Here is a 6,660-nt window from a genome sequence, read left to right on the forward strand (position 1 = left end):
AATTAATTTAGCCAATGATAAACCTGAATGATTAAAAGTAAAGAACTTTTAATCATTCAGGTTATTTTGATTGTGAAACGAATTTTGGAAACAGGGTGGAATGAAGCCAGGACATTCCAACAACGTAAAGAGGTCAAAAAAGGATTGTTTGTCTTTTTGAAAATCTGTTTTGTTATGTCCCACCCTCTTTCTATATATAGTAAGGCGTTATGAAAAGTAAGAGAACTATAATAGCTGCAGTAATCGTTTGTAATGGGGAAAATTTAAAGGCAGTCTTATCTTTATAAGAGTCTTGTCAACGATAGATAAAAAAAAGTATAATATAGTAAGAATGTTTCCAATATTACGCCTAAATAATGAATGGTTGTTCATTCATTATGGCGAGAGGAGGAGAAGAATTGAATTTGTCATTACAGCTTCATACCACTGCGAAGCAGTATCCTGAAAAGGTTGCATACGTGTTTTTAGATAAAGAAGTCACTTATGCCGATCTTGATACCTCTATCACTTTATTTGCAAACGGTTTAAAAAGGTTAGGAGTTCAAAAAGGCGACCATATTGCATTACTACTTGGAAACTCACCGCATTTTATTATTGGATTATATGGTGCTTTAAGAATTGGTGCTACAGTTATCCCAATTAATCCAACCTACACGAAAGGGGAAATTACTTATATTTTAAAGAACAGCGATGCAAAGGTGGCCATTACGCTTGATTTCTTAGTCCCTTCATTAGAAGAAGTAAAAGAAGAAATCTCGTCGCTTCAGCATCTTATTGTTTGTGAAAGTAACCTTCAACAAGAGCACAACCTTCTATCTTCAAACGGCATTCATTCGTTTTCATCTCTTGTACAACACCAAGACGTTACATATATTTTCCCAACACTTGATGAAGATGACACAGCTTTAATTTTATATACTTCTGGAACGACAGGTAAACCAAAAGGCGCTATGCTTACTCAGCAAAACGTATATCAAAATGCTAAAGATGTCGCTGATTATTTAAGTATTAACGGAGAAGATCGAGTAGTGGCAGCACTGCCAATGTTTCATGTTTTTTGCTTAACTGTTGCGCTGAATGCCCCACTGATGAATGGTGGCACAGTTTTAGTAATGCCTAAATTTAGTCCAACTACTTTCTTTCAACTTGTAGAAGAGAAACGAGCAACAATTTTTGCTGGTGTACCAACGATGTATAATTTTCTTTTGCAGTCAAACAAAGGTGCAAAAGAAAAAGTAAAGACGCTGCGTTTATGCATATCAGGAGGCGCGTCGATGCCAGTTGCTTTATTAAAAGAATTTGAAAGACAATTTGGGGTTGTTGTTGCTGAAGGGTATGGTTTATCAGAAGCGTCTCCCGTTACGTGCTTTAACCCAATTGATAAAGAACGCAAACCTGGTTCGATTGGAACTTCAATTATGAATGTCGAAAACAAAGTAGTCGATGAAATGGGAAGAGAGGTTCCTATAGGAGAAGTGGGAGAGTTAATTGTAAAAGGTGCAAACGTCATGAAAGGATACTATAAGCTTCCTGAAGATACGGCTCACGCACTTCGAAATGGATGGTTGTATACGGGTGACTTGGCTCGCATGGACCATGAAGGTTATTTCTATATTGTAGATCGTAAAAAAGATATGATTATTGTAGGTGGTTACAACGTGTATCCAAGAGAAGTGGAAGAAGTGTTGTATTCACATCCTGACATTGTAGAAGTGGCAGTACTTGGCATTCCCGATCCTGTGTTTGGTGAACAGATTAAATGTTACGTTGTAACTAAAGGCGCTAATATTGGTGAACAAGATTTACTTGATTACTGTCAAATTCATTTAGCAAAATATAAAATTCCAAGCAGTATTACATTTTTAGATGAGTTGCCTAAAAATGCTACAGGGAAGATTTTGCGAAAGGCTTTACGGAAAGAGTTGTTAGGAAAGTAAAACGTATAATTGGAAGCGATTTCAATAGGAGGCGGTACTATGGAATCTATTGTATATGATAAGGATAAACAAGTGGCCACAATCATTTTAAATCGACCGGAAGCGATGAACGCATTTAACTACGACATGCTATGTGAATTAGAGCAAGTGATAGAAAAAGCTCGTATTGATCCAGATGTGCGAGTTGTGAAATTTATCGGTGCAGGTGAAAGAGCATTTAGTGTGGGAGCGGATTTGAAAGAAAGAAAAACGCTTACTGATCAAGAAGTAAAGCGAAATATCTTTAAAATTGGTGAAGTGTTTTCTAAAATTGAGCAACTTCCACAACCTACGCTTGCAATCATTAACGGTTATGCCTTTGGTGGAGGTATGGAACTAGCTTTAGCCTGTGATTTTCGATTTGCTGGGGAAGATGTAGGTCTTGGGTTAACTGAAACAAGCTTGGGAATTATCCCTGGTGCTGGTGGGACTCAACGCTTACCTCGCATTGTTGGGGAAACCAAAGCACTTGAGCTAATTCTAACAGCAGAGCGGTTACTAGCACACGAAGCAGAAAAGATTGGCTTAGTGACAAAGGTTAGCCCGCTCCACGAATTAAACGATGTTGTTGACTGTTTTATTAGCCGTATATTAGCAAATGCACCAATTGCTTTGCAGCAAGCGAAATTTGCTATTAAAGAAGGAATGAAAGTAGATTTGCAGACAGGCTTGCAAATTGAAAGGAAAGCTTATGAGTTAACGATTCCAACAGAAGATCGTATTGAAGCTCTAACAGCCTTTGCTGAGAAACGAAAGCCAATTTTTAAAGGAAGATAAATAGAGTGAAAAAGAACTGTCGATAGCGGCAGTTCTTTTTTTATAAGAAGGGATAAAAGGGAACCTTCCCATATAAAATAGAGAATTCAATAATCTTGTTCTAAATCTCAGGATGAAACCTACAATAATAATAGTTGATAACTGTTTGTACACTTTTGGAAAGTTTTAAAAGGAGGGGTTTATATGAAGAAGATAGTACTTGGTTCGTTTATTCTATTTGTTATATACGCTGTATTAATATGGCTTTACTTATTTCAATGGAGCGACACTTCTATTCCTGATGCGTTAAAAGGGACAAGTGCGGATCCGGCTACTTTTATGAATGAAAGAGAGCTTGTATTAGCGCAAGAATACTCACAAATAAAAGATTTTTTATTCTTTCTCTCTGTGCCGTATGAATGGTTAAGCTTTGTTTTAGTTCTAGTACTAGGATTCTCGCGTAAATTTAGTAAGTGGGCAAAAGACATTACAAAAATGAAGCCTTTGCAAACTGCTATTTATGTATTCTGGCTATCGTTGCTTTTACAAGTATTTACGTTCCCGCTTGATTGGATTAGTTACAAATTATCGATGGCGTATAATATTACAACGCAGCCTTTTACAAGCTGGATGAAGGATGTGACCACTGACTTTTGGGTAAGCCTTGTTATGATGTGGGTAATCGTGTTTGTTCTATATACTTTAATCACCAAGTCCCCAAACAGGTGGTGGTTTTATGCATGGTTATTATCAATTCCTTTTACTTTATTTATCACATTTATTCAGCCGGTTGTCATCGATCCTTTGTATAACGATTTTTATCCGTTAAAAGATAAGCAGCTAGAAGAAAAAATTCTCCGCTTAGCAGATGAAGCGTCCATTCCTACGGATCATGTATATGAAGTGAATATGTCCGAAAAGACAAATTCAATGAACGCGTATGTAACAGGGATAGGTGCAAACTCAAGAATTGTACTTTGGGATACTACTTTAAATAAACTAAGTGATAATGAAATTTTATTTATCATGGCTCATGAAATGGGTCATTACGTGAAAAAGCATATCTATGTTGGAATTGCCAGTGCTCTAGTGCTTTCTTTGGTTGGGTTATGGGTGACAAAGAGACTGGCGGACATGATAATGCGTAGATGGGGAACTAATATAAAGGTTAAATCGTTGCAGGATGTATCATCATTACCGCTAATTTTGCTATTACTCTCTGTTCTTACGTTTGCGGTTAGCCCAGCTACAAACTTATTGTCCCGGCATCATGAAGTGCAATCAGATACGTATGCTTTAGAATTAACAGAAGACAAGGAAGCTGCGATTAAAACGTTTCAAGAACTTAGTCGTTCGGGTCTATCTCAGGTAAACCCTCCGTTTCTTGTGAAAGTATTTCGTTATAGCCATCCAACCATCTTAGAGAGAATCGAGTTTATGGAAGAGCATAATAAAGAAGAATAACTGTTATAAGGAAAGTAAATATTACTGAAAAACCACTAACAGCAAGGGTTTTAGGCGTAGAACCCTTGCTTATATAGAAAATTTGTAAAAGCAAGGGTTCATCTTTTGAATATACTGTTATATAATAATTTTTGTATAAGGTTATCTGTTTTATAACAAAGTGATAAGGAGGAGTTGTGGTTCTCATAACATTTAAAGTTATAAAAATAGCGGAATATTTCATATTACTTAACAAAGAAGCGGATGCATCCCGCTATACGCTGAATAAGATCCCACTTTCATTCTTGTAACTCTCACACTTATAAAGTTGATGTATTGTTTCTAAACAAATGCATGCAAGCGAATTAGTAGCTAATAGGAAAGCTAAAAAGAAGAGAAAATCGCAAGGGGGATATTAAAGTGAACGATTTAAGAGTAAAGCAATTAGAGAATAGTTGGAAAAATGATGAGCGTTGGAGTGGAATCGAAAGACCTTATTCAGCAGAGAAAGTAATTGGTTTAAGAGGCTCCATAGATATTGAACATACATTGGCTAGAAGGGGTGCCAATAAATTTTGGAATTTGCTTCAAACAGAAGACTACATTCATGCGTTAGGAGCATTAACTGGGAATCAAGCCGTTCAGCAAATAAAGGCAGGGTTAAAGGCTATTTATTTAAGCGGATGGCAAGTAGCGGCAGATGCCAACTTATCCGGCCATATGTATCCTGACCAAAGTTTGTATCCAGCTAATAGCGTTCCCCATGTTGTAAAAAGAATTAATCAAGCGCTCCAACGTGCCGACCAGATTCAACATCTAGAAGGAGAAGGAGAAGTTGATTACTTTGCTCCAATTATTGCAGATGCTGAAGCTGGGTTTGGCGGACAACTCAACGTATTTGAGTTGATGAAAGGTATGATTGAATCAGGTGCATCTGCGGTTCACTTTGAAGATCAGTTATCTTCAGAGAAGAAATGTGGTCATCTTGGAGGAAAAGTCTTACTTCCTACCCAAACGGCGGTTAAAAACTTGATTGCTGCTAGGTTAGCGGCAGATGTTATGGGAGTTCCTACTATATTAATTGCACGTACGGATGCAGATGCTGCAGATTTAATCACAAGTGATATTGATCCGGTTGATAAGCAATTTATTAGAGGAGAGAGAACTGCAGAAGGTTTTTATCGTACAAAAGCAGGGCTAGATCAAGCGATTGCTAGAGGATTAGCTTATGCACCGTATGCTGATTTAATTTGGTGTGAGACATCTGAGCCTAATTTAGCACAAGCACAACAATTTGCGGACGCAATTCATGAAAAGTTTCCTGGTAAAATGTTGGCGTATAACTGTTCACCTTCATTTAACTGGAAGAAAAAGCTGGATGCAAAAACGATTGAAAAGTTTCAAAGAGAAATTGCAAAGATGGGTTACAAATTTCAATTTGTTACGTTGGCGGGCTTCCATGCGCTTAATCATAGCATGTTTGAATTAGCTAGAGGCTATAAAGATAGAGGTATGGCGGCTTATTCGGAGCTGCAAGAGAGAGAGTTTAGTAGTGAAATAAATGGCTATACGGCAACAAGACATCAAAGAGAGGTAGGTACGGGTTACTTTGATGAGGTTGCTCAAGTTGTATCAGGTGGTACATCGTCTACAACAGCACTAAAAGGTTCAACGGAAGAAGAGCAGTTTACCAGCAAATAATAGAAAAACCAAAAACACAAGTGAAAGCCACTTGTGTTTTTTTATTGTGAGTAAAAATTACCCCTTTAATATAATTGAAAATTTAAACTTATTATTTAGGGATTGCCAAGTAGTATTTCATTTGTTATATTAATAAATGTTCTTAACGAACAGGTAACAAACAAGTTAAGAATGAAACAAAAAACAAAAAAGTTGTTGACAACAAGTTGATAACTTGGTAAGATAGTAAAGTCGTCTGAGAGCGACGGTTGAACTTTGAAAACTGAACAAAGCGACAAACGTCAACGTTAATTTTTTTAAACTTTTATGAGCAAGTCAAACATTTCTTCGGAGAGTTTGATCCTGGCTCAGGATGAACGCTGGCGGCGTGCCTAATACATGCAAGTCGAGCGAACTGATTAGAAGCTTGCTTCTATGACGTTAGCGGCGGACGGGTGAGTAACACGTGGGCAACCTGCCTGTAAGACTGGGATAACTCCGGGAAACCGGAGCTAATACCGGATAACATTTTCTCTTGCATAAGAGAAAATTGAAAGATGGTTTCGGCTATCACTTACAGATGGGCCCGCGGTGCATTAGCTAGTTGGTGAGGTAACGGCTCACCAAGGCAACGATGCATAGCCGACCTGAGAGGGTGATCGGCCACACTGGGACTGAGACACGGCCCAGACTCCTACGGGAGGCAGCAGTAGGGAATCTTCCGCAATGGACGAAAGTCTGACGGAGCAACGCCGCGTGAGTGATGAAGGCTTTCGGGTCGTAAAACTCTGTTGTTAGGGAAGAA

The 6,660-nt window shown here is 37.9% G+C and carries 4 protein-coding genes and 1 rRNA gene (1 of these 5 only partly in view); all 5 read left to right on the top strand.

The features are described from left to right. Positions 1–398 precede the first annotated feature (398 nt). A complete protein-coding gene (locus NIZ91_03525; protein USY55751.1) occupies positions 399–1,937 on the top strand; it encodes a fatty acid--CoA ligase family protein in 1,539 nt (512 codons plus the stop codon). 39 nt (positions 1,938–1,976) lie between these two features. After that, positions 1,977–2,753, top strand: a complete 777-nt coding sequence (locus tag NIZ91_03530) for an enoyl-CoA hydratase-related protein (protein ID USY55752.1) — start codon at positions 1,977–1,979, stop codon at positions 2,751–2,753. A 183-nt stretch (positions 2,754–2,936) separates the two neighbouring features. Beyond that, the gene (locus tag NIZ91_03535; protein ID USY55753.1) at positions 2,937–4,196 is read left to right on the top strand and encodes a M48 family metallopeptidase; all 1,260 of its coding nucleotides are present in this window, start codon (positions 2,937–2,939) and stop codon (positions 4,194–4,196) included. A 393-nt stretch (positions 4,197–4,589) separates the two neighbouring features. Then, on the top strand, positions 4,590–5,876 hold the full coding sequence (aceA, locus tag NIZ91_03540; protein ID USY57081.1) for an isocitrate lyase: 1,287 nt from the start codon (positions 4,590–4,592) through the stop codon (positions 5,874–5,876). 324 nt (positions 5,877–6,200) lie between these two features. After that, a 16S ribosomal RNA gene (locus NIZ91_03545) occupies positions 6,201–6,660 on the top strand (it continues 1,093 nt past the right edge of the window).

The organism is Bacillus sp. 1780r2a1 (assembly GCA_024134725.1).
In the GTDB taxonomy this organism is placed as follows: domain Bacteria; phylum Bacillota; class Bacilli; order Bacillales; family Bacillaceae_H; genus Priestia; species Priestia aryabhattai_A.

Bases quoted from the DNA above. Each gene is read 5' to 3' on its own strand.
- NIZ91_03530 (USY55752.1), top strand. From the start codon at position 1,977: ATGGAATCTATTGTATATGATAAGGATAAACAAGTGGCCACAATCATT.
- NIZ91_03535 (USY55753.1), top strand. From the start codon at position 2,937: ATGAAGAAGATAGTACTTGGTTCGTTTATTCTATTTGTTATATACGCT.